Here is a 20,824-nt window from a genome sequence, read left to right as displayed (position 1 = left end):
ATTCATAAGGAGAGAGTTATGAGCACTCAGGATCTTATCGCCGGTTACGCCGCTTACACCAACGCCGCCGAGCTGCACGCTGGTGAGGACGAGGCGCCCGCCGTCACGCCGAGCACCACGTCGTCGTTCCCCTGCGGGGTCACGGTCGGTGCCTCGGTCACGGAAACCTTGAACAGCGGTTGCTGAGCGGTTTTCCCGTTATTTTCCAGCGAAGGTGGCACTCGCCCGGATCGCGGGTCGCCGTCCCTTCGGTCGATTCATAAGGAGAGAGTTATGAGCACTCAGGATCTCATCGCCGGTTACGCCGCTTACACCAACGCCGCCGAGCTGCACGCTGGTGAGGACGAGGCGCCCGCCGTCACGCCGACCGCCACCTCGTCCGTGCCCTGCTCGCTCATCTCGGCCGCCTCGGTCGACAACACGTTCGACCACGGCTGCTGAATCAGCTCGCACGTTGGTTCCGAAGGGGCGGCACTCGCCCGGATCGCGGGTCGCCGTCCCTTCGGTCGATTCATAAGGAGAGAGTTATGAGCACTCAGGATCTCATCGCCGGTTACGCCGCTTACACCAACGCCGCCGAGCTGCACGCTGGTGAGGACGAGGCGCCCGCCGTCACGCCGACCGCCACCTCGTCCGTGCCCTGCTCGCTCGTCTCGGCCGCCTCGGTGCAGAACACCTTCGAGCACGGCTGCTGACGGAATACGGCAGAGCACGGGAGAACCGGGACGAGAAACCCCGCTCCGGCTACGACAGGCAGCGGAGACGGAGCGGGATTTTCTCCTCCCTGGAGCGGAGCGGCGACATCGTCCCGCAGTCGGATCCGCGTGACGGCCGCGCTGCCTAGGTTGGTCAGCACGAAGTCACGAGCCGCACCCGAGCCGACCGGATCGACTGGAGCCGACCATGCGCACGCCCTCGCCCACCCGGTCCGTGCTACGTCCCCACCTGCGGGCGGCCGCGTGGCCGTTGGTGGCGCTGGGCGTTCTGCAGACCCTCAGCGTCGCGGGCACCCTGTACCTGCCGCACCTGAACGCGCGCATCATCGACGAGGGCGTGACCCGTGGGGATCTGGACACGGTCTGGCGCCTCGGATCGGTCATGGCGGTGCTGGCGGTGCTGCAGTTGCTCATCGCCGGAACGGCCACCGCCCTCGGCGCCTACATCTCCGTCCGGATCGCCCGCGACCTGCGTGCCGCCCTCTTCCAGCACGTGATGAGGCTCGGCACCGCGGACGTGCGAGGGTTCACCCCCGCCTCTCTGATCACGCGTTGCGGAAACGACGTCGTCCAGGTCCAGATGCTGGTGCTGACGATGTGCACCACGGTGCTGACGGTACCGATCACCATGATCGGCGCTGTGGTGATGGGCCTGCGCGAGGAGCCGCGCCTGACATGGCTCATGGCGGTCGCGGTACCCGCACTGGTCCTGGTGGTGCTCGGTTTCGCCTGGTTGGCGCTTCCCAAGTACCGGCGCATGCAGCCCCAGATCGATCGCGTCAACGCGGTGCTGCGCGAACAGCTCACCGGATTGCGGGATGTGCGCGCGGCCAACCGGGAGGATCACGAGCAGCGGCGTTTCGAGCAGGTCAACAGCGCTCTCATCGACACCTCTCTGAGCGTCGGGCGTCTCTACCTCTCCTTCGGTCCGATCGTCGCGCTGCTGATGAACCTCGGAGCGGTGGCGGTCGTCTGGTTCGGTGGGCACCAAGCCGCCGCCGGGGAGATAGGCGTCGGATCGGTCCTCGCCTTCATTTCCTACCTGCTTATGCTCATGTCGGCTGTCCTCATGGCTTCGACCGTCGTCATGCTGTTGCCGCGAGCGCGGGTGAGCTCCCAGCGCATCGCCGAGGTGCTGCACACCCCACCCGAGAGCACCACCGTCGCCGGGGGAACACCGTGGCGCGATCCGGAGCTCGGGATCGAGGTCCGAGGAGCCACCGTGCGCCATCCGGGTGCGGAGCAGCCCGCACTGCGCGAAGTCGAGCTGCGGGTACGTCCGGGCGAGCGCCTCGCGGTCGTCGGTTCCACCGGCAGCGGGAAGACGACGCTGCTGCAAGCGATCTCCCGGCAGATCAGTATCGACAGTGGACAGATCAGTCTGGACGGGACAGACCTGGAGAGCGCCGATCTCGTCGACCTGCGACGTCGAGTCGTCCTGGTGCCCCAGCGTCCCTACCTCTTCTCGGGGACGATCCGTTCCGCGCTCAGTTACGGAAAACCCGACGCGGACGAAGAGCGACTGTGGCAAGCCTTGCGGTGGGCCAGAGCCGAGCGGATCGTCACCGACCTGCCCGCGGGGCTCGATTCCCCGGTGGCTCCCGGTGGTACGAACTTCTCCGGCGGACAGCGGCAACGCCTCTGTCTGGCCCGAGCCCTGGTCGCCGACGCGGACTACTACCTCCTGGACGACGTCACCTCGGCCCTGGACGCCACTACCGAAGCCGAGGTGGCGCGAGGCCTGGCGCGGGCCACCGCCGACGCGGGCGTCGTACAAGTCACCCAGCGAATCGCGTCGGTCGCCGAAGCCGACCGGATTCTGGTGCTCGACCGCGGCACCGTCGTCGGTGAAGGAAACCACGACGACCTCCTCGGAACGTGCTCGACCTACCGGGAGTTCGTCGAGTCGCAGTCACTCGAGGAGACAACGGCATGAGCGCCCGCTCCCGTTCCACGGCCACGCCACGTGCCCTCGAACCCGGCTCGTCGACCCGCCGGTTCCTCGGACTCCTGCGGCCCGTTCGCGGCCGCTTCCTCGCGGTGGTCGTGCTCACGGCCTTCGGAGTAGGCCTCACCGCCATCGGTCCGCTGGTTCTCGCGCGGGCCACCGACACCCTGGTCAACGGCCTGCTCGGCGCTCAACTGCCGTCCGGGCAGAGCCGTGAGGAGGTCGTGGCGGCGCTGCGCGCTTCCGGCCGGGAGACCCTTGCGGGGGTTGTCGCGAGCACCGATCTCGTCCCGGGGCGCGGGATCGACTTCGGCGAACTGGGGCGGCTGCTCGGCGTGACCGTGGGAATCTACTCCACCGCGACCCTGCTGCAGCTCGTCGCCGTGGGACAGACGAACCGCGCCATTCATCACGTCATGCTACGGCTTCGCGTGCGCGTCGAGCGAAAGCTCAACCGAACTCCGGTAGCCACAGTGGACACTTATGGTCGCGGTGACCTGCTCTCGCGGGTCACCAACGACGTGGACAACACAACCGCCTCGCTGACGCAGGCGATGGGGCAACTTCTCACGGCCTGCTTCACCCTCATCAGCGTCCTCGTCGCGATGCTGTACCTGTCGCCGCTGATGACGCTGGTCACCCTCAGTACACTCCCCCTCGCCGTCTGGGCGACCCGTGCTCTCGTCCGGCGTTCCCAGCCACGTTTCGTGGCGCAGTGGAAGCAGATGGGTGCCTTGAGCGCCACCATCGAGGAGAGCATCAGCGGTCACGAAGTGATCTCGTCATTCCATAGTGGACAACAGCACGTGGCCGAGCTCGGGGAGCGCAATGACCGCTGGGCCTCGGAGAGCGTCCGGGCGCAGGTTGCCAGCGGCCTGGCCATGCCCCTCATGACGTTCGTCGGCAACCTCTCCTACGTGCTCGTCTGCGTGGTCGGAGGGTTGCGGGTCGCCAGCGCGACGATGACGGTCGGCGAGATTCAGGCGTTCGTGCAGTACGGTCGCCAGATCTCCTCTCCGATCGGGCAGATCTCCGGGCTGCTCAACGAGCTGCAGTCGGGCATCGCCTCGACCGCGCGAGTCCTGGAATTCCTCGACGGCCCCGAGGAGGAGACCGGAGTACCGGAACGGCGACGTCTGCGTGGCCGGGTCGAGTTCGAACACGTCGATTTCGGCTACGAGCCAGGGAAACCGGTGCTGCGAGATCTGTCACTGGTGGCCGAGCCCGGCGAGACGGTCGCCGTGGTCGGCCCCACCGGCGTCGGCAAGACCACCCTCGCGCATCTGCTGCTGCGATTCTACGACGTCGAGAGGGGACGCGTGCTGCTCGACGGCCACGACGTGCGAGAGCTCGCTCGGGCCGACGTGCGCTCGCACATCGGTGTGGTGTTGCAGGACCCCTGGCTCTTCGAGGGCACCATCGCCGAGAACGTCTCTTACGGTCGGCAGGACGCCCACCGTTCCGATGTCGAGCGCGCTGCCTCACGGACCGGCCTGGACCAGTTCGTGGCAGTGCTACCGCACGGCCTCGACACCCACATCGACGCCGACGGCGCCAATCTCTCGGCCGGTGAGCGGCAGCTCGTCACCATCACGCGCGCGTTCGTGGCCGAGCCAGAGGTACTGGTGCTCGACGAGGCGACGAGTGCTGTCGACTCGCGGACGACGATGCACGTGCAGCGGGCGCTCGCCGAGTTGCAGCGTGATCGCACGTGCCTGGTAATCGCCCATCGGCTGGCCACCGTCCGACAAGCCGACCGGATTCTGGTGCTCGACCAGGGCCGGGTCGTGGAGTCCGGATCCCACGAGGAACTCCTCCACCGACGTGGGGCCTACGCCGAACTGCAACGCACCCGGCTCGAAGCGAGCTGAGTACTCCGTCCGACATCGCCCTCGGCGGCACGGTCGTCTCGCCGAAGTCGGTGTCGTTCTTCGCCGGAGTCCTCACCGGGGCAGGGCCGGAGGAGCAGCCGTTGGTTTGAGCATCGGTCGGTTTCTCGGCTCTTCCCCGGCGGTCGGAATCACTCTGGTCGGGGGTGATCGTCGTTCCTCGACCGAACAAGTGGCGGCCGGACCGTCGGTCCACGGGCCGACACCGGAACGAGGAGATCGGCGACTCCGTGCTTCACCGTGGTGTTGAAGGTGTCGGCTTCGACTCCCGACGTCCGGCGAAGTCGGCGATCCCGCTCGTCCGGCTCGAAGTCAGAGCGTGGGGAGCTGGAAGGGAGCGGCACGCGAGGTCAGGCAGTGGATCGTCGAGATGCCGGGCATTCCCGTCACCACGGCTTCCTCCCCGACTCGCTGCTCGGCGAGTTCCTGGTCGAGGCTACCGGCGACGTCGTGAGCCGGATCGGGCAGTTCGAGGGCGAGTTCGAGCGGGGGCATCGCCGGGGCGTGCGTTCGGGAATCGGAAGGCATGATCTGCTCCTGGGCTGAGTACGAACTGTCGGTGCGTCGGGACGTTAGCAGTTCGAGCCCTCCGCGTTCCTCGCTCGCACGGGGGAGTGGTCCCTCATCCTGAGGTCGGAGACCGCTTTCGTCCCGGGCGGTCCAACTCGCCCATATGGCCCGAACGGCCGAGTGACGGTGCGGCGCCCCTGGACGAGAATCGGTTTCCCTGGCCGAGCGTTCCCGGGGGACTGACTGGTGGGCGAAGACGAACGGCGGGAGTTCACGGTGACCACGGCGCGCCGCGTCGTCGAGTCGTTGGCTCCCGAGGAGTTGCCCGCCTTCGCCGCGACGAGCGAGGCGTTCCTGCGCGATCCGGAGCGGCTGCTGGCTGGGCGGCGGTGCGGTGACGAGGCGCTGGGGTCCGGGATCGACACCGTCGTCGCGCTGTTGTCACCGGCCGCCCTGGCGGTGGCGGCCGCCGTCTACGACCAGCTGGTCGACCGGGCCGGGGACGCCGTGGTGCGCGGCGGTGACCGGGTGCTGTCCCGGCTCCGCGCCCGGTTCCGTCGTCGTTCCGCGGTGGAGGGCGACGAGGATTCCGCGACGGAACCGGAGACGGCGGAACCGGAGACGGCGGGGTCGTTGACCACGGGGCCGCTGACCGACGAACAGCGGGAGCGGGTGCGCGAAGTCGCCGAGGCCCGCGCCAGGGCGCTCGGCCTGACCGAGGACCGGGTGCGACTGCTCGTCGGCGCCATCGTGGACTCCCTCGACCGGGAGGACTGACGATGGCTCTCTCCTCGGGACTCGGGAGATCGGACGGAAGATCCCGCCGGTGACGGGGGCGAGGCCGAGCGTGCGGCCTGCCGTGGCGGGCCTGCGGACGCCGAGCGGCACCACGGTCCACTTCGCCTCGCTGATGGCGCTGACCTTCGCGATCGCGGCGACGATCCACTGGGTGATGATGCCTTCCGGCCCCGCCGCCTGGACTCGCGAGGCCGAACGGTGCCAGGTGCGTTCGGGGAGCTACCTGGGGCGGCCCCCCGAGCCGCGGCCCCCCGAGCCGCGGCCCGAGGTAATACAGCGTTACGACGATTTCGCCGGGTGCCTCGCGGATCGGGTGTCCGATCGTGTCTTGTGGACGGCGTTCGCGCTGTCGGCGATGTTCGCGCTCGCGGTGCTGCTCTACCGGCTGCAACCGTGGTGGCGTATCCGGCGGCAGCGGCTGGTGGAGCTGCGCTCCGCCGACGATCCGGAGCTGACCGCGTACCTGCGAAGTCTCGTCGTCCAGGCGGGACTGCCCCGGGCGCCGGTCTTCCTGGTGGATCCGCTCAACCCGCGTGCGGGAGGACTCGCCTTCGGCCACGGGCACCGACGCTACGTCCGGCTCGACGCGGGACTGCTGACGTTGTTCCGGACCGATCCCACGTCGTTCCGGGCCGTGGTGCTGCACGAGCTGGCGCACGTGCGAGACCGGGACGTGCCGATCACCTACTTCGCCCTGGCGGTGTGGCGATCGTTCCTGATCACGGCGCTGGTACCGATGGTGGTGGGCCTGCTGTGGTTGTCCTGGCAGGACGTTCCGTTTCGGAGTTCGCCCGGGATCTCCTGGCGCACAGCCTGTCTGGTGCTGCTGGTCTATCTGTTCCGCAACGCCCTGCTGAGGATCCGGGAGTACCACGCGGACGCGCGGGTGTCGGCCTGGCTGGGCTCGGCGGATCCGCGCCTGTGCCTACCCGCGTTGCCGGGCACGGTGACCCGGTGGCCACCGGTTTGGCTGCGCAGGCATCCCAGGCCCGCGAGCCGTGTCGCCGCCCTGGCCGAGCCGGTCGCGCTGCTGCGCCCCGGTTTCGGTGAGTGCCTCGCGGCGGGCATCGTGCTGCAGCTCTGTTACGTCCACACCGCCACGCCGCTCCTCGCCGCTGGTACGCCGTTCCACGTTTTCCGGTTGCTGAGCGGTGGTTGGGGAGCGTTCGTAACACTGCTGGTGGGCTTCGCGGCCGCGCGCGGCGCGGCCGTGACAGCAGTCGGACGACGGCGCACTCCCGTGGCGCGCTGGCTGCTTCGGAGCTGTTTCGGATTGGGGACCGGGACTCTGCTGGGGGAGCGACTTTCGCTGTCCGGATTGGGCGACCCGTTGCCCGGAGCCGTGGCGCTCGTGGCGATCGGGGTGCTCATCGGGCAGCTCGTGCTGTTGTCCTGGTGGGTGCACCGGTGTTCGCGCCTGCTGCATCGCACGCGGCTCGCCCGGGTCCGGGTGATCGGCTGGTTCGCCATCGGTACGGCGGTGTCGTTGCTCGGCTGGTCCTGTTCGCCGCTGTGGTCCTCCCCGACGAACCTGGACCGAGTGCCGTCGCACCTCGGACGAGTCGGTGCTTCGATAGCGGATTTCGGAGACGAGGCGGCGTGGACCGGCCTGGACCACGCGCTGCTCTTGGTGACGTGGAATCCCGTCGTGATGGAGTTCGCCGCCCAGAACCTCGCACTGTGCACGGGCCTGGTGCTGCTGTGGGTGGTTCCGCTGCTGCTGGCGCACCGCACGCGGATCCGGTTCGCGCTGCCGGTCGGGCTGCTCGGTGCCGCGGCGTGGCTGGTCTTCGATCTCGCGGTCAAGGCGGCGATGCGCGAGACCATCCCGCTGTCGGAGCGTGCCACCGACGCCTTCCGGGCGGTGCTGACCGCGTGGGAGTTCTCGGGACTCCTGCTCGCGCAGTTCCTCGTCGGTGCTGCCGTCGCCGCCGTGCTGTTCCGGAGGGCGGGGCTCGCCCACGCGTTGTTCGCCGTCGCGACCACGGGGCTGACTGTCAGCGGCATGATATGGGCGTTCGCCCGTCTCGGTACGTGTGTGCCGCCGCTGCAGGCCATGGCGACCCGATGCCCGGGAGTGACGAGCGGCGAGTACGCCGCGACGGTGCTCGGCGTCGTCACGGTGGAGGGAACCGTGGCGGCCGTTGTCGGATACCTGTTCGGCACCACCGTTCGCCGGGTACTGCGGAGGTGGAGCCGCACTCGCGCCCCGAAGATCGTCCGGACACCGGTCGGTGCGGGGACACCGAAACCCGGTCGCGCGGGGCGACTCGTCGCGGCGGTCGTCGCGACCGCATCGGTCGCCGTGCTGGCCCTGCCGAACAGCCCGTTCGAGACCGACGAGGAGTCGTCGGACCCGGTAGCCGAGGCGGAGCGCACCGGATCGAATGGCACCGAGGCGGAGAGCGGCACCGCCTCCGGGCGTGTCTGGCTCCGAGGTGGGGGCGTGGGACACTTCCGGGCGGTGAGCTCGGCGACGTTCGAATTCGCGGAGGACATCAGTTCGAACGCCGAGGTGCGCGAGGTGCGCGGGAGTGCCGTCCGGTTGTCCGAGGTCGTGACCGAGGCCCGCGAGTTTCCCGAACCCCCCGACAGTCGGCGGGCCGAACTCTGGGACGAGATGCTGGGAGCCCTCGACGACTCGGCGCGGCGGTTCGTCGACGCGTTCGACACCGGCACGCTCGATTGGGAAGCGCTGCGCGGAGTCGTCGAATCGCTCGAACGGGGGGTTCGGCGGTTCGAAGAACTGCTCGACCTCTGGTGCGGCGAGTACGGGGACCGAGTGCTGGCCGCGTGCTGACACCAGTGCGCACGGCCGGAATCGCCGCGATCCGGAGCGGTTCGGTCCACCGTGCGGTCGCCCAGCGGTTCGGCGCGGCCGGCACCGCGCTTTTCCGGTCTTCGCCGCCCACGGGAGAATGCGCCTCGTCAGTTCCCGACCACAGGTGAGGCACAGTGGACACATCCGGCGTGACGGACGGTGGAACCGAATCGGCGTCCCCGCTGCCGCGGGGAATACTGCGGGCGCGCCGCCCGACCGGCGCGGTGGTCGGGATCCTGGTGGTGCTCGGCTGTTTCGTGCTCGGGCAGATCGTCAGCGCCGTCGCCTTCGCCGTGGCGGTGGTGCTCACCGGTGATCTGTCGGTGCTGAGCAGCATGCGCATCGGACTCGCCGCGCAGGTCGCCCTCACCGGTGGCTTCCTGGGGGCCACCCTGGGGCTGGTGCTGTGGCTGCCGCTCAAGGAGGGCAGGCCGTTCGGCAGCATCGGTTTCCTGCCCGCCCGACGTCCCGTACGGGCCGTCGCGCTGGGTGCCGTGGCGGCGCTGCTGGCGATCAGCCTGCTAGTGCTGGGCAACGTCGGTGCGGGCCAGCTGGTGATCGGCGGTTCCGGGGCGGGCTACGCGATCGTGGGAGTGCTCGTGCTGACGCTGCTGGGATTCGTGGTGCAGGCCAGCACGGAGGAGATCCTCACCCGTGGCTACCTGATGCAGGTCACCTGGCGGAAGTGGGGGATCACGGCAGCGCTGGTCTCGCAGGCTGTGGTGTTCACCCTGCTGCACGGCCTCAACACCGGATTCGGCCCGCTCCCGCTGCTGAACCTGGTACTGATCTCGTTCGTGCTGGCCTTCTGGGCGCTGGCCGAGGGCGGCCTGTGGGGGGTGTGCGCCTTCCACGCGGTGTGGAACTGGTGCCAGGGCAACGTCTACGGCGCAGAGGTCTCCGGGATGAACCTGACCGCCACGCTCGCCGACACGCGCCCCGCCGAGGACGGCAGCGCGTTGCTCAACGGTGGTGCCTTCGGCATCGAGGGTGGACTTCCCACCACTGTCGTGCTGGCGGGCATGCTGCTGATCGCCGTGCTGGCCTACCGCCGTCGTCGTTCGAGCTTCGCGGCCGAGCCCGCGCAGTCCTGAGCGAGCACGGCTTCTCGAGCAAGCGCCTCGTCATGAGTGGGCACCCCCTCGGGAGTGAGCCCGGTTGTCCCGTTGTTCCTCGGCCCTCCGGTGTGTGTCACGTCGCTTCCCGAGGTGTTCTCGCGCTCCGGTTCGCTACACTGCCCGTGGTCCGCGCGAGCGGATCCCGGCGGTGGGGCCCGCCGGAACCAACCGCGAAGCCGACTTCGCCAACGGTCCCTACCCGTCCGAGAACCTCCGGGTAGGGAGTCCGTGTTGTCCAAGGCCGTGCTCGCCCACCGATCGCGGGTGCTCGCCGCCGTCGCCCTCGGCGGTGCGCTGGGATCGACGCTGCGCTACGGCGTCTCGCTCGCGCTGCCGCACGCCGACGGCGGCACCGTCTGGCCCACGCTGACCGTCAACGTGCTGGGCTGCTTCGTCATCGGTGCCTTCACCGTGCTCCTGGCGGAAACCGAGCGGCACCACCTGTTGCGGCCGTTCCTCGGTGTCGGGGTGCTGGGCGGTTTCACCACCTTCTCCGGCTACCTGGCGGACGCGGGCGGACTGCTGGCCACCGGACAGCCGCTCTACGCGGCCCTGTACCTGCCGCTGACGGTGCTGCTGGCGCTGCCCGCCGTGGTCTGCGGCGCGGCGTTGGCGGGCGGGCTCCGCACGCGCTCGCGGCGTGCGCCGGGAACCGCGACGGGAGGGGAGTCGTGACGACCCTGCTGCTGGTGGCTCTCGGCGGAGCCGTGGGGGCGGTGCTGCGCTACGGGATCGACCGGGGAGTGCGGCACGCTCGTGGGTCCGCCTTCCCGTGGGGGACGTTCACGGTCAACGTGGTGGGCTCGTTCCTGCTCGCGCTGTTGGTGGGCGGTGCCGCTACGTTCGACGGCCTCGGCTCGCCCGGTTCGCGCGCGCTGCTGGTGGTGGGGCTGTGCGGTGCGCTGACCACGTTCAGCACGTTCGGTCAGGACACCGTCCGGCTCTACACCTCGGGGGCACGTTCGCACGCCGTCCGGTACGTATTGGTGACGATTCTCGGCGGCATCGCGGCGGCGGCGCTCGGATTCGGTTCGACCGTGGCGCTGGCATATCTTTGATTTCTGTTCACATTTGGTGGGGAAAATCCGGTTCTCCCGTCCGGCCAGAGCCGCGTTTTGCCATTTCGTGACGTCCTTGGCAGGATGAACTCCGCTCTATCGTGAAAACGGCTCAGACTGCGTTCCCCCATTCGGGTGAGTCGCGCTGGCCCTTTCGATTGTTCCCTGTTCGAGAAAGGTTGTTTCGTTGCTGATCGCCGCGAACGCCACGACGCGTTTCGCCGCCGCGCCCGCGGCGAGCGTGACCGATCCGGTGGTGAACTGGTTCAACGACAACTCCGGGGCGCTGTTCTCCGGACTCGTCAACGTCGTCATCATCCTGCTCGTCGCGGTGGTGCTGCGCGCCGTGCTGGGGCGGGTCATCACGCAGGGCGTGCGACGGATGGTGAGCTCGCACCAGCGGATCAACCAGGCCACCGCCAAGGCCGGGAACCTCGTCGGGCGCAACGGATCAACGGCCGACAACTCGGCCGAACGGCAGCAGCAGCGCGCCCAGACCATCGGTTCGGTGCTGCGCAGCGTGGCCACGACGATCGTGTTCGGCGTGGCCTTCGTGATGATCCTCGGCGAGTTCGGCATCAACCTCGCCCCGATCCTGGCCAGCGCGGGCGTGCTCGGCCTCGCCATCGGTTTCGGCGCGCAGAGCCTGGTCAAGGACTTCCTGTCCGGCGTGTTCATGATGGTCGAGGATCAGTACGGCGTGGGCGACGTGATCGACGCGGGCGACGCGGTCGGCACCGTCGAGGCCGTTACGCTGCGCATCACCAAGATCCGCGATCTCAACGGCGGGCTGTGGTACGTGCGCAACGGCGAGATCATGCGGGTCTGCAACATGAACCAGGACTGGGCCAACGCGGTCATCGAACTCCCGTTGGACTACAGCGTGGACATCGCCCACGCCGAGCGCGTGATCGAGTCGACCATCGAGGACTTCGCCGCCAACAGCGAGTTCCGCTCCAAGATCCTGGAGAAGCCGGACCTCAGCGGTGTGATCGGCATCGGCAACGGTTCGGTGACCGTGCGGATCATCGTCAAGGTCAAGCCCGGCGAGCAGTGGGCGCTCGGCCGCGCGCTGCGTTCCCGGCTCAAGAGCAGTTTCGACGCCGCCGGTGTGCGGGTGGCCTATCCGGTGCTGCCCGGCAACGGGGTCGGAGCGGTCAAGCAGGGCTGATCCTCCGGTCGTGCCGCCGGGGGCTCGTCCGGCGGCCTCGAAACCTTCGAGTCCCCTCTCGCCCTCGGGAGGGGACTCGATTCGTGTCGGGGCCGGTTCCGCGGTGGTCGCGGGGGCTTGCCGCTCTTCTATTCAGTGTTACTATGTACCAGTACTGAGTGACATTGAGTAGATGGAGGGGCGTCGCCGTGGGCAAGCAGACGACGGAGATGCTCAAGGGCACGCTGGAAGGGGTCGTTCTCGCGATCCTGGCCGGTCAACCCGCCTACGGCTACGAGATCACCGCGTGGCTGCGGAACCAGGGGTTCTCCGACATCGCGGAGGGCACCGTCTACGCGCTGCTCGTCAGGGTCGAGAAGCGCGGCCTCGTCGACGTGGCGAAGGTCCCCTCGGAGAAGGGGCCGCCGCGCAAGGTGTACTCCCTCAACGACCAGGGCAGGGAGTACCTCGAAGAGTTCTGGGCGGCCTGGCGGTTCCTCTCCGAACGACTCGAACGGCTCCGCGAAGGGGGCAGATGACCATGCTCATGTCCAAGATCATCGGTGACAAGCGGCGATACCGGCAGTACAAGGAACGCGTCAAGCGGCTTCCCGAGGACTACCGCACGGCGACCGAGGCGATCGAGCGCTACCTGATGCACTTCGTTCCCGCCGACAACGAGAGCGCGATCTCCGAGTTCGAGGACCTCGCCGAGCTGTTCGAACAGGCCGCGTCGGACGGAACCCCGATCCGCGAGGTCGTCGGGGACGATCCCGCGGAGTTCGCCGAGGAGTTCGCCCGGAACTACACGAAAGGCGGATACGCCCCCGACAAGGAGCGGCAGCGGCTGCTGCGCGGCATCGAGCGGGCGACCGGGGAGCAGGGCGCGGGCTGATGGCGCTCCGGCAGGACCGGGAACTCGGAGTGCAGGGGCCGGAGAAGTCGTGCGGTGGTCCGCACATGCTGCCGGAAGCGGCATCCGAACGCGCGACGGCGACGATGCCGGACCCTCGAACCACGGAGCCGCGACATCGGACCGCGGAGTAGGTGGACGTGGCCGACCCGACCGGCGTACCCGGCGCGAGTCCGGTCGCTCGCGGGGCGCGGACGACTGCGTGGGGGTCGGCTTCGCGACCCGGATCGTCGGTGTTCGCGACACGAAGGACCGCGCCGGGCGGATACCTCACCGTCACCGGTACACAGTGGACGGTATTCCTCGGCGCTTGAAGGACCGTGTGAAGACCGACCGCCTCGCCTGGACCACAGCGGACGACAGCGCACCGCGACATCGCGAGTTCCACAAGCGCCACAGCGCCGCCCGAGGCTCTCGCCTCCCGGTGCTGTGAACCGCCGACGCCGCGAACCGATCGAAACGCTCGGTCGGAACGCCTCCGGTCAGCGTCCCTGCCTGCTCATGACCCGCAGTATCAGCAGCGCCAGCAGTCCCAGCAGCGCGCCGCCCAGCAGGTTGGCCAGCACGACGCTGGCGATCGCCGGGCCGGGCAGCGGTGTGGGGTCGCCGTACCGGACGGTTCGCACGATCCAGTTGAGCGCGATCGTCAGCACCCCGTACAACGTGCCCACGATCGCCAGGGTCAGCACCGGCCGCTGTTCCCGGCGCCGCACCACCACGGCCACCCAGACCACCGCGACGAGAGCGGTGACCACCACGGGACTCCACGGCCTGCCCAGCGTCTCGTAGACCCGGAGGACGCCCAGCACCGGCTGGATCAGTCCCAGTGCCCCCAGCACCACGATGGTGCCCCAGTGCAGCCCCACGAAGGGCGAGTTCCGTGCGGGAGTGCCGCTCATCCCGTGCCTTTCCCGAGTGAGTCCGTCCGAGCCGACCCGGCCAGCATGACGCCGCGCGCGGACTCCGGCATCCGCGAGCCCCTGAAAGAAGGACGGTTCGCTCGCGGTGAGAGGTCTGCTCGGCGGGAGGACCGCGGAAGTGGCGTCCGACGGTGCGGGGGGATCGTCCATCGGTGGGGCGAAAACACGACCATGCCGGAAAATGAGTGACGGATTCTCGCCGACGATGATGGGATAGCCCCATGACAGCGGCATCCGAACTTCGGCAGATAGGTATCTTTCTTTTTCCGGGGGTGGAGGAACTCGACGCGGTCGGTCCCTGGGAGGTGCTGGGGTACTGGACCCGGTTCTTTCCCGAGGACGGCTACACGGTCGCCACCTTCTCACCGGACGGTGGTCGGGTGGAGTGCGCCAAGGGGCTGGTTATCGAGGCCGAGTACTCCTTCGCCGACGCGCCCGAGTGGGAGGTGCTGCTGCACCCGGGCGGCGACGGCACCCGGACGATGCTGGAGGACGAGGCGCGGCTGGACTGGGTGCGCGAGCAGCGCGAGTCGGTGCCGCTGATGACCAGCGTCTGCACCGGTGCGCTGGTCTACGCGGCCGCCGGGCTGCTGCGCGGCAGGCCCGCCACCACTTACCGCCCCAGCCTCGGCAGGCTGGCCGAGCTCGACCCGAGCATCGAGGTGCGCCCCGACGACCGGTTCGTCGACGACGGCGACGTGATCACCTCGGCCGGGGTGTCCGCCGGTATCGACATGGCCCTGTACCTGGTGAGCAGGCTCTCCTCGCCGGAGCGCGCCGCCGAGGTGAAGGAAGGGATCCAGTACGCCCCGCGGCCACCCGTCTGACGGGCCTCCCGCCCGGTCGTCGAGGTCGTTCACGAGGCCTCCCGATGGGCCGCCTCCGGGAGAATCCGGCCCCGGGAGGGAAATCCGCATCCGGTTACGGAACGGGTACGGAACGAAATTTTCCGTCGTCGTCGCGGTGCTTTCTCCGGCGCGTGAACCTCGTCGCTTTCCGCGTTTCGGGATCGGCGTTTACAGGGGGAATCCACCCTGCTAGGAAAGTCACGGATTTCTCGGTCGAGCCCGAAAGCGGTGCCCGGCCGTGGTGCGCTTTCACGGTGGGGAGGTCTCGGCGATGGGTGTGCCGCACCGCGTGGCCGGTTTCGTCGGTCGATGGTTCGCGCCGCTGGTGCTGCTGGGCGGTGTGGTGGGAATGCTGCTGCCCGGTGCCACCAGCGCGCTCGCCCCCGCCATCACGCCGCTGCTCGGCGTGATCATGTTCGGCATGGGGCTCACGCTGCGCGCCGGGGACTTCTCGCTGGTGCTGCGCAGACCGCAGGCCCTGCTGGTCGGGCTGGTGGCCCAGTACCTGGTGATGCCGCTGGCGGGGTGGGCCATCGGCAGCGCGTTCGGGTTCTCCGCCGCGCTGCTGGCGGGCCTGGTCCTGGTGGGTTCGACTCCCGGCGGCACGGCCTCCAACGTGGTCGTCTACCTCTCCAGGGGCGACGTCGCGCTGTCGGTGACCATGACCTCGGTGTCCACCCTGCTCGCCCCGCTGCTGACCCCGCTGCTGGTGCTGTGGCTGGCAGGCTCCAGCCTGCCGGTGGGCTTTTTCGGACTGTTCTGGTCGATCGTCAAGGTCGTGCTGGTCCCGGTGGTGCTCGGCATCGTGGTCCGGGCCGCGCTGCCGAGGCTGGTCCAGCGCGCGCTGCCGCTGCTGCCGCTGGTCTCGGTGCTCGGCATCGTGGTGGTGGTGGCCGCCGTGGTCGGGGCCAACGCGAGCACGCTCACCTCGGTGGGGGCGCTGCTGTTGCTGGCCGTGGTGCTGCACAACGCCTTCGGCCTGCTGCTCGGTTACGGCGCCGCGAGGCTGGCCGGGCTCGACGAACCCTCCCGACGCGCCGTCGGTGTCGAGGTGGGTATGCAGAACTCCGGCCTGGCCGCGAGCCTGGCAACCGCGCACTTCACCCCGCTGGCCGCGCTGCCCGCCGCACTGTTCTCCGTCTGGCACAACCTCTCCGGTGCGGCGGTGGCCTCGTTCTGGTCGCGCGAGTCCGGCGGGAGCGAGGACCCGGACACCGACGCGGTCGAATCCACGCGTGGGTGATCCCCGCCGGGACAGCGTCGATTTCCCACGAAAACGCCATGTCCTCGGTACCGACGAGTGCCGAGCCCCCACCACTCTCGCAGTCGGCACGGTCGCGGGGTCTCTCGTGGTGCTCTCGTGAGGAAGACCCGACGTCGTGTCGACTACCCGATGTCGGGGCTGGCCGCAGTGAGAGATTCCGCCGGGTGACCACCCACGACCACCGGTCCGCGGGATCCGCGTCACCAGCCATGTGGCTTGCGCGGCACGGCTGTCCCCGGTGCGTGCGGCGGATGCCTCGCAAGGCAGGGCCGCTCGCCGCGTAGGTCGCTACTCACCAGCCGGCCCAACGCCGTGAGGCGCCGCCTCACGCGCCGGTAACCGAGCACCCACGAGACGGGTGAAGGTCTCACCCCACACTGACCGCGAACAGGTACCAGGTGGTGTGCGGCAGCCACTGCTCGGTCCAGCGCCAGTCCCAGTCCTTGCCGGTCTCGGCGTACCCCCGGTTCCACAGAATCCCGCTCCCGTCGGGATTCTCCCCGGTGATGCCGTTGACGATCCCGCCGGCGGTGTTCAGGAACTGCCAGGAACCCTTCCACATGTAGCGGGGGTTGTTCCGGCCGCTGCCGCCCAGCATGCACACATTGAACGGGTTCCGTCCCAGGATCCAGTCGAGCTGGTCGGCGGCGTAGCGCCGCAGCCGCTCGGCGAACTCGCCCTCGAACCGCTTCGCGGCCAGCCTGGCGGCGGTGGCCAGCGAGGCGATTCGCGCGTTCTCGCCCTGCCACCACTCGTCGTCGGCGCGCGGGGTGACGTCGTGCGGGAAGAAGAACGAGCTGTGCCGGTCGCCGGTGCCGTCCTGCACCAGGTTGCGCGCGTAGCCGTAGGGGTTGGTCACTTCGGCGGTGATCGACATCTCGAAGGACAGCGAGCGGCGCACCACCTCCAGGACCCGCTCGGTCCTGCCGGGACCGGCGATGTCGAGGTAGCTCAGCAGGCTCGTGACCGGCATCCCCGCGTCGGAGGGGTGGAAGTACGGGCGGTCACCGTCGTCGGCGCGCCAGTAGTCCCGGTAGGGTCCCCAGGAGCTCAGCCGGTTCAGCAGGTTGTCCGCGCGCTCGTGGGCCGCCTCCCGGTAGCCGCTCTTCCCGGTGGCCCTGTGGAGCTCGACGGCGGCGACCAGCGCGTTGTAGTCGTCCTGGATGTTCTCCGCGCCGTCGTTGGTCAGCTCGACGTTGTGCTCGCGCAGGTACGCGAAGGCGTTCTCGGCGGTGCGCAGGTACTCGGCGGAGTCGTACTCCCCGCTGACGTCGAAGGTGCTCGCCAGCGCCAGGGCGGCGATGGCGACCCCGGCTCCCTCGCGGTGGTTGACCTGCCGCACGACCGGTTCGCCGTCGCGCTCGGCGGCTTTGAGGAAGCGCAGCGCGGGATCCTTCGGCGGGCCGGGCTGCATCACCGAGTGGCAGAAGGTGCCCTCCGGTCGCTTTACCCGGGTCAGGTAGTCGGCGCCGTGCAGCCCTTCGTCGCACAGCCAGGTGCGCAGCTGGGTGAACTCCTCGTCGTCCCGAGCGGTGAGTCGTTCGTGGGCCTTGAACAGCACCCAGGCGGTCAGCGGGACGGACAGCGTGTTGAAGTAGCTGTGCCGCGAGAGCTGGGTGAAGTGCTTGCCGAAGTCGCCGGTCGCGTCGTACCAGCCGCCGTGCGCGTCGATGCCTCCCGAGCCGTTCTCGCCGACGGGCAGCGAGTGGTCGGCCCGGTCGAAGCGGCCGGAGCACCGTGCCGACTTGAACCAGTGCACGACGTCGGACAGCGTGTCCCGCTCCAGCGCGAGCGGTTCGATCCGGAACGGGACCGACTCGCCGCGGGTGTGGTTGCCCGCACCGACCCGCAGCAGGTACTCGCCCTCCTCGGTGACCTCGGAGAAGTCGACCGTCCAGTAGTGGCTGTCGCCCCAGTCCCGGACCCGGCCGACGTGGTGGGGCCTGCGGCGGGCGACGACTTCGCCGCTGCCGGTGTCGACCACGGCGCACCAGCCGACCGGTGCGCGGTCGCCGGTCACGAGCACGGCCGTCTTGGGGGCGGAGGGGGTGTGGCCGACGTGGTTCACGTGCACCCGTACTTCGTCCCGGCCGCGACCTCGTCCGGCCGCCGTCGCGGCGGTCGTACCGCCGAGGGCGCCCACGGCCGTTCCGCCGCCCACCGCGGCGGAACCCGCGAGGAAGCGACGGCGATCCATACCTGCTGACATAACCACCCTCCGATTTGGTCTATACCTGTCCGGAGGTTAGGTGTCGATGGTCGGATCATGGCAAGAGTGAATTCCCGACTACCGGTGTTCGCGGTATCCGAATCCGACGCGCGGACCCCTGGCCGCTGGCCCGGAAGGAGCCGGGCTCGTTGCTTCCGATCCCGACCGGCGCGGTGGTCTCGCCCCCGTCCGGCGTCCCGGCAAGCCGAGGTGCTCCGGGAGAGGTCGAGCGGCGTCACCCCTCCCGGCGGATCCGCCCGGTGCGGGAATTCCCGCCCAGCTCCTGGCGCGGGTCGCTCCGGTGCCGCGATCGGGCACGAGGTCTTCACCCGGCGTTTCCGCGTTTCCCATCGCTGGGTCATCCCACCCGCCTAGGTTCGACCGGGTCGAACTGGAACCGGACGACGGGAACGGGCAATGAGCGAGGAAGCGGGAAGTGTCGGGCGACGTGCGCTGTTGCGGGCCACCGGGGTGGGAACGGCTGCCGCCGTGGCATCGCCCGCAGTGGCGGGTGCGCGAACCCGGAGCGGTTTCGAGGCGCCGGAACCGAAGCTGCGGTTCCGCCCCGACGGCACCTTCCGGATCGTGCAGTTCAACGACACGCAGGACGACGAGCGCACCGACCGGCGCACCATCGAGCTGATGGAGCGCACGCTCGACTCCGAGAACCCGGACTTCGCGCTGATCAACGGGGACGTCATCACCGGGGGCTGCGACAGCGAGCTGCGGGTCAAGCAGGCCATCAACAACGTGGTCACCCCGATGGAGTCGCGCGGCATCCCCTGGGCGATCACCTTCGGCAACCACGACGAGGACTCCGAGCGACTGTCGGGCATGTCCGAGGAGGACATGCTCGACTTCTACATGACCTACCGGCACAACCGGAACGAACGTGGCCCGCGCGACGTCACCGGTACCGGCGACATGGTGCTGCCCGTCAGCGGGTCGCGCGGCGGCAGGCCGGTGTTCGCGCTGTGGCTGCTGGACTCCGGTCGCTACGCCCCCGGGACGATCGCCGGGCAGGACTTCCAGGGGTATCCGCACTGGGGCTGGGTGCGCCCGGACCAGATCCAGTGGTACTCGGAGACCTCGCGGCACCTCGAACGCCGGGCCGGTGGGAAGGTTCCCGGACTGATGTGGATGCACATCCCGCTCTGGGAGCACCGCTTCATGTGGTTCTCCAGCGTGGACGGCCGTTCGGAAGCGGACCACGAGCGGGCCGTCGACAAGCACGGCATCGTCGGTGAGCGAAACGAGGACGAGTGCCCGGGACCGTTCAACAGCGGGATGTTCACGGCGATCCTGCAGCGCGGTGACGTGCGTGGCGTGTTCTGCGGCCACGACCACGTGAACTCGTACGTGGGCGACTACTACGGCGTGCTGCTCGGCTACTCCTCCGGAACCGGGTTCGGGCCGTACGGGCTCGGCGGAGCCGAGGAACACCGGCTGCGCGGGGCCAGGGTGTTCGAGCTCGACGAGAGCGTCGAAGGGATGATCGGCGACACCCGCATGGTCTTCGCCAGGGATTTCGGCATCGACATGACCCCGAACGACCAGCCGATCGACCCGTTGCCGCTGGGGCCCGACCAGCGCTGAGCGGCATCCGCGACCACGGTCCCCGTGATTTCGCGGGCGGCCGTGGATCTCGCGGGGAATCCACGCTCCGCTGGAAATCGAGTTGACGGCGGATCCGCGCGTCGCGAGGCTCGCCGTCATGGCGTTGGCGGGACGTACCGCGGTGGTCACCGGGGTGAGCAGGCGGCGCGGCATCGGCTTCGCGGTCGCGCGGCGGCTGCTCGACGCGGGCATGCGGGTCTGTGCCCAGGGGTGGTCGCCGCACGACGCGGAGATGGGCCTGGGAAGCGGTGACGAGACGGCTTCGCCGGAGTTCCGCGCGGAGCTGGGCGGCACCGAGGAGACGTTCTCGCACTCGGAGCTGGACCTCGCCGACCCCGAGGCCCCGGCCCGGCTGCTGAGCCGGGCCACCGAGCGGTTCGGTTCCGTGGACACCCTGATCCTGGCGCACGCCCGCAGCTCCGATTTCGACCTCGACGCGCTGTCCGCGGCCGAACTGGATCTGTGCTGGGCGGTCAACGTGCGGTCGAGCCTGCTGCTGGTGCGCGAGTTCGCGCGGCGGTACCGGGAGGACGGGAAAGGGGAAGGCGGGCACGACGGCCGGGTCGTGCTCTTCACCTCGGGGCAGCATCTGGCCCCGATGAGCGGCGAGATCCCCTACGCCGCCACCAAGGGCGCCCTGCACCAGCTGGCCTCCACACTCTCCGACGCGCTGGTCGAGCGCGGCATCACGGTGAACTGCGTCAATCCGGGGCCGACCGACACCGGTTGGGCCACCGAGGAGCTGACCGCCTCGGTCGGCCGTGCCCTGCCGCGCGGGCGCTGGAACACCCCCGACGAAGCCGCCGGGGCGGTCGAGCTGCTGCTCGACGAACGGGCCGCCACCGTCACGGGGCAGGTGCTCGACGCCGAGGCGGGCTTCCGCCGCTGGGTGCGGTGAAAGCCGCCCAAGTTTCTCGCCCGTTCGGGAGGGGCCCGGATGCTGCGTGGGCAGTGCCGTTCAGCTCCGCTGAGGGGACGGCGGCGAAGCCGACCTCACTGAACAGGGTGAAGTCGATGTGAGTTTCGCCGTTGTCCTGGTGAGTCG

Annotated in this window: 20 protein-coding genes; 17 read left to right on the top strand and 3 right to left on the bottom strand. The window is 69.4% G+C overall.

What is annotated here, in order from left to right; all coding sequences use genetic code 11:
- The first annotated feature begins 18 nt into the window (after positions 1–18).
- The 5 genes from BLQ75_RS23470 (at position 19) to BLQ75_RS13390 (ending at position 4,535) form a co-directional block, all read left to right on the top strand.
- Entirely contained in the window at positions 19–186 is a 168-nt protein-coding gene (locus tag BLQ75_RS23470) for an LxmA leader domain family RiPP (RefSeq protein ID WP_170837472.1), read from the top strand.
- 87 nt (positions 187–273) lie between these two features.
- Entirely contained in the window at positions 274–441 is a 168-nt protein-coding gene (locus BLQ75_RS23465) for an LxmA leader domain family RiPP (RefSeq protein ID WP_170837471.1), read from the top strand.
- 86 nt (positions 442–527) lie between these two features.
- The gene (locus BLQ75_RS23460) at positions 528–695 is read left to right on the top strand and encodes an LxmA leader domain family RiPP (RefSeq protein WP_170837470.1); all 168 of its coding nucleotides are present in this window, start codon (positions 528–530) and stop codon (positions 693–695) included.
- Between the two features lie 208 nt (positions 696–903).
- A complete protein-coding gene (locus tag BLQ75_RS13395; RefSeq protein ID WP_092602193.1) occupies positions 904–2,652 on the top strand; it encodes an ABC transporter ATP-binding protein in 1,749 nt (582 codons plus the stop codon).
- A complete protein-coding gene (locus BLQ75_RS13390) occupies positions 2,649–4,535 on the top strand; it encodes an ABC transporter ATP-binding protein (RefSeq protein ID WP_092602191.1) in 1,887 nt (628 codons plus the stop codon). The genes BLQ75_RS13395 and BLQ75_RS13390 overlap by 4 nt, the downstream gene beginning before the upstream one ends.
- Positions 4,536–4,865: 330 nt before the next feature.
- Here BLQ75_RS13390 and BLQ75_RS13385 read toward each other — a convergent pair whose 3' ends face one another.
- A complete protein-coding gene (locus tag BLQ75_RS13385; protein WP_092602189.1) occupies positions 4,866–5,081 on the bottom strand; it encodes a hypothetical protein in 216 nt (71 codons plus the stop codon).
- A gap of 228 nt (positions 5,082–5,309) precedes the next feature.
- On the opposite strand from BLQ75_RS13385, the gene BLQ75_RS13380 reads away from it, so the two are divergent.
- From BLQ75_RS13380 to BLQ75_RS13345, 8 genes are all read left to right on the top strand, one after another.
- Positions 5,310–5,840, top strand: a complete 531-nt coding sequence (locus BLQ75_RS13380) for a hypothetical protein (protein ID WP_092602187.1) — start codon at positions 5,310–5,312, stop codon at positions 5,838–5,840.
- A gap of 49 nt (positions 5,841–5,889) precedes the next feature.
- Complete coding sequence (locus BLQ75_RS13375) at positions 5,890–8,661, top strand: M48 family metalloprotease (RefSeq protein WP_170837469.1); 2,772 nt, start codon at positions 5,890–5,892, stop codon at positions 8,659–8,661.
- Between the two features lie 170 nt (positions 8,662–8,831).
- The gene (locus tag BLQ75_RS13370; RefSeq protein WP_244515520.1) at positions 8,832–9,776 is read left to right on the top strand and encodes a CPBP family intramembrane glutamic endopeptidase; all 945 of its coding nucleotides are present in this window, start codon (positions 8,832–8,834) and stop codon (positions 9,774–9,776) included.
- A 252-nt stretch (positions 9,777–10,028) separates the two neighbouring features.
- On the top strand, positions 10,029–10,475 hold the full coding sequence (locus BLQ75_RS13365; RefSeq protein WP_425286453.1) for a fluoride efflux transporter FluC: 447 nt from the start codon (positions 10,029–10,031) through the stop codon (positions 10,473–10,475).
- Positions 10,472–10,858: a fluoride efflux transporter CrcB gene (gene crcB / locus BLQ75_RS13360; protein WP_092602183.1), complete on the top strand. Its 387-nt coding sequence runs from the start codon at positions 10,472–10,474 to the stop codon at positions 10,856–10,858. Before BLQ75_RS13365 ends, crcB begins: the two co-directional genes overlap by 4 nt.
- Positions 10,859–11,045: 187 nt before the next feature.
- Entirely contained in the window at positions 11,046–12,029 is a 984-nt protein-coding gene (locus BLQ75_RS13355; protein ID WP_092602181.1) for a mechanosensitive ion channel family protein, read from the top strand.
- Positions 12,030–12,217: 188 nt separating this feature from the next.
- Positions 12,218–12,547, top strand: coding sequence for a PadR family transcriptional regulator (locus BLQ75_RS13350; RefSeq protein WP_092602179.1), 330 nt, complete (start codon positions 12,218–12,220; stop codon positions 12,545–12,547).
- Positions 12,544–12,903 (top strand): DUF1048 domain-containing protein, encoded by a 360-nt coding sequence (locus tag BLQ75_RS13345; protein ID WP_092602177.1) that lies wholly within the window; start codon positions 12,544–12,546, stop codon positions 12,901–12,903. Before BLQ75_RS13350 ends, BLQ75_RS13345 begins: the two co-directional genes overlap by 4 nt.
- A gap of 500 nt (positions 12,904–13,403) precedes the next feature.
- Here BLQ75_RS13345 and BLQ75_RS13335 read toward each other — a convergent pair whose 3' ends face one another.
- Positions 13,404–13,820 (bottom strand): hypothetical protein, encoded by a 417-nt coding sequence (locus BLQ75_RS13335; RefSeq protein WP_092602173.1) that lies wholly within the window; start codon positions 13,818–13,820, stop codon positions 13,404–13,406.
- A 242-nt stretch (positions 13,821–14,062) separates the two neighbouring features.
- Between BLQ75_RS13335 and BLQ75_RS13330 the strand changes: the two genes are divergently transcribed.
- Entirely contained in the window at positions 14,063–14,668 is a 606-nt protein-coding gene (locus BLQ75_RS13330) for a DJ-1/PfpI family protein (protein ID WP_092602171.1), read from the top strand.
- A gap of 292 nt (positions 14,669–14,960) precedes the next feature.
- The gene (locus tag BLQ75_RS13325) at positions 14,961–15,932 is read left to right on the top strand and encodes a bile acid:sodium symporter family protein (protein ID WP_092602447.1); all 972 of its coding nucleotides are present in this window, start codon (positions 14,961–14,963) and stop codon (positions 15,930–15,932) included.
- Positions 15,933–16,320: 388 nt separating this feature from the next.
- Here the strand turns inward: BLQ75_RS13325 and BLQ75_RS13320 are convergent, their stop codons facing one another.
- The gene (locus tag BLQ75_RS13320) at positions 16,321–18,162 is read right to left on the bottom strand and encodes a glycoside hydrolase family 9 protein (RefSeq protein WP_092602169.1); all 1,842 of its coding nucleotides are present in this window, start codon (positions 18,160–18,162) and stop codon (positions 16,321–16,323) included.
- 417 nt (positions 18,163–18,579) lie between these two features.
- Between BLQ75_RS13320 and BLQ75_RS13315 the strand changes: the two genes are divergently transcribed.
- Complete coding sequence (locus BLQ75_RS13315) at positions 18,580–19,758, top strand: metallophosphoesterase family protein (RefSeq protein WP_092602167.1); 1,179 nt, start codon at positions 18,580–18,582, stop codon at positions 19,756–19,758.
- 118 nt (positions 19,759–19,876) lie between these two features.
- Positions 19,877–20,677 carry an SDR family oxidoreductase gene (locus BLQ75_RS13310; protein WP_092602445.1) on the top strand — a complete coding sequence of 267 codons (801 nt, stop codon included), beginning with the start codon at positions 19,877–19,879 and terminating at the stop codon, positions 20,675–20,677.
- Positions 20,678–20,824: the final 147 nt, after the last annotated feature.

Source organism: Actinopolyspora xinjiangensis (assembly GCF_900104475.1).
In the GTDB taxonomy this organism is placed as follows: domain Bacteria; phylum Actinomycetota; class Actinomycetes; order Mycobacteriales; family Pseudonocardiaceae; genus Actinopolyspora; species Actinopolyspora xinjiangensis.
Note: the sequence above shows the minus strand (reverse complement) of the source record. Positions and strands in the feature narration are given on the sequence as shown.

Excerpts from the sequence above, each read along its gene's own strand:
- BLQ75_RS23470 (WP_170837472.1), top strand. The coding sequence starts at position 19 with ATGAGCACTCAGGATCTTATCGCCGGTTACGCCGCTTACACCAACGCC.
- BLQ75_RS23465 (WP_170837471.1), top strand. The coding sequence starts at position 274 with ATGAGCACTCAGGATCTCATCGCCGGTTACGCCGCTTACACCAACGCC.
- BLQ75_RS23460 (WP_170837470.1), top strand. The coding sequence starts at position 528 with ATGAGCACTCAGGATCTCATCGCCGGTTACGCCGCTTACACCAACGCC.
- BLQ75_RS13395 (WP_092602193.1), top strand. The coding sequence starts at position 904 with ATGCGCACGCCCTCGCCCACCCGGTCCGTGCTACGTCCCCACCTGCGG.
- BLQ75_RS13390 (WP_092602191.1), top strand. The coding sequence starts at position 2,649 with ATGAGCGCCCGCTCCCGTTCCACGGCCACGCCACGTGCCCTCGAACCC.
- BLQ75_RS13385 (WP_092602189.1), bottom strand. The coding sequence starts at position 5,081 with ATGCCTTCCGATTCCCGAACGCACGCCCCGGCGATGCCCCCGCTCGAA.
- BLQ75_RS13345 (WP_092602177.1), top strand. The coding sequence starts at position 12,544 with ATGACCATGCTCATGTCCAAGATCATCGGTGACAAGCGGCGATACCGG.
- BLQ75_RS13335 (WP_092602173.1), bottom strand. The coding sequence starts at position 13,820 with ATGAGCGGCACTCCCGCACGGAACTCGCCCTTCGTGGGGCTGCACTGG.
- BLQ75_RS13330 (WP_092602171.1), top strand. The coding sequence starts at position 14,063 with ATGACAGCGGCATCCGAACTTCGGCAGATAGGTATCTTTCTTTTTCCG.
- BLQ75_RS13325 (WP_092602447.1), top strand. The coding sequence starts at position 14,961 with ATGGGTGTGCCGCACCGCGTGGCCGGTTTCGTCGGTCGATGGTTCGCG.
- BLQ75_RS13320 (WP_092602169.1), bottom strand. The coding sequence starts at position 18,162 with ATGTCAGCAGGTATGGATCGCCGTCGCTTCCTCGCGGGTTCCGCCGCG.
- BLQ75_RS13315 (WP_092602167.1), top strand. The coding sequence starts at position 18,580 with ATGAGCGAGGAAGCGGGAAGTGTCGGGCGACGTGCGCTGTTGCGGGCC.
- BLQ75_RS13310 (WP_092602445.1), top strand. The coding sequence starts at position 19,877 with ATGGCGTTGGCGGGACGTACCGCGGTGGTCACCGGGGTGAGCAGGCGG.